Source organism: Micromonospora sp. NPDC049047, from assembly GCF_040649135.1.
Taxonomy (GTDB): Bacteria; Actinomycetota; Actinomycetes; order Mycobacteriales; family Micromonosporaceae; genus Micromonospora.
Genome location: NZ_JBEZEY010000055.1, coordinates 1 through 1,393, shown reverse-complemented (window position 1 = coordinate 1,393; position 1,393 = coordinate 1). Strand labels below are relative to the sequence as shown.

Below are 1,393 nucleotides of genomic sequence, written 5' to 3'. Positions count from 1 at the left end.
ATGGTGCGGGACTTCAAGTCCCGTGGTGTGCCGATCGACTGCGTGGGTTTCCAGTCGCACCTGGGCACCACGCTGGCGTCGGACTACCAGGCCAACCTGCAGCGTTTCGCCGACCTCGGCGTGGACGTGCAGATCACCGAGCTGGACGTGATGACCGGCGGCAACCAGGCCAACATCTACGGCGCCGTGACCCGCGCCTGCCTGGCCGTCTCACGCTGCACCGGCATCACCACCTGGGGCGTGCGCGACTGCGACTCGTGGCGTGGGTCGGACAACGCCCTGCTCTTCGAGTGCAGCGGCAACAAGAAGGCGGCGTACACGAGCGTCCTGAACGCCCTCAACGCCGGCTCGACCACGCCGACCACGCCCCCGCCGAGCAGCGGGGTGGACACCAGCGCCTGGTACGTGTTGCTGAACCGCAACAGCGGAAAGGCGTTGGACCTGTATGCCTCGGCAACGAACGACGGCGCCCGGATCAGTCAGTGGTCACGGAACAACGGCACCAACCAGCAGTGGCAGTTCGTGGACTCGGGGGGCGGCTACTACCGGCTGAAGTCCCGCCTCTCCGGCAAGGTGTTGGACGTCTACAACTTCTCCACCGCCGATGGTGCGGCGATCGTGCAGTGGAGCGACGGCAACGGCACGAACCAGCAGTTCCGGCTCGCCCAGTCGGCCGACGGTTACCTGCGGGTGATCAACCGCAACAGCGGCAAGGCCGTCGAGGTGCAGGGCGCCTCCACCGCTGACGGCGGAAACATCGTCCAGTACAGCGACTGGGGCGGCACCAACCAACAGTGGCAGCTGGTCCGCATCGGATAACGACCGGCCGGCGTCTGGCTGGAAACCGCAGCGGCCCGCCCCATCCGTCGGGGCGGGCCGCTGCGGCTGTCAGTCGGCCGTACAGCTCAGGCTGGTCGGCGGCTGGCTGCCGGCGCTGAGGTAGCCCACGGTGGTGGACGCTCCGACCGCGAGCTGTCCGTTGTAGCTGGCGTTGGTCACTGTCACCTGGTTGCCCTGTTGGCTGAAGCTACCGTTCCAGACCTGGGACACCGTCTGCCCGGAGGGGAAGGTGGCGGTCACCTGCCATCCGGTGGTCGGGGTGGAACCGGAATTGGTGATGGTGAACCTGCCCTCGAAGCCGCCCTGCCAGGAGTTGACAACGGTGTTGGCGACCCCACAGGACTGACCACCCGGAACCGTCGGCGTCGGCGTCGGCGTGGTGGTGGGCGTCGGAGTTGGAGTGGGCGTCGGGGTAGGCGTCGGGGTGGGCGTGGGGGTGGGCGTGGGGGTGGGATCGACGCCGGTGCCGCTGAACTGCCACCAGTTGATGTTGAACAGGGTGCCGGTGCCGCCGGCGAAGCGGAGATACAGGTCATGGGTGCCGGTGGCGCCG

Annotated in this window: 2 protein-coding genes; one reads left to right on the top strand and one right to left on the bottom strand. The window is 68.0% G+C overall.

Features of this window, described 5'->3' with window-relative positions; all coding sequences use genetic code 11:
- A partial coding sequence (locus AB0B86_RS33490) for an RICIN domain-containing protein (protein ID WP_357420632.1) occupies positions 1-819 on the top strand: 819 nt, incomplete at its 5' end.
- Between the two features lie 69 nt (positions 820-888).
- On the opposite strand, the gene AB0B86_RS33485 is transcribed toward AB0B86_RS33490, so the two are convergent.
- The coding region (locus AB0B86_RS33485; protein ID WP_357413647.1) for a cellulose binding domain-containing protein at positions 889-1,393 on the bottom strand (505 nt) is incomplete at its 5' end.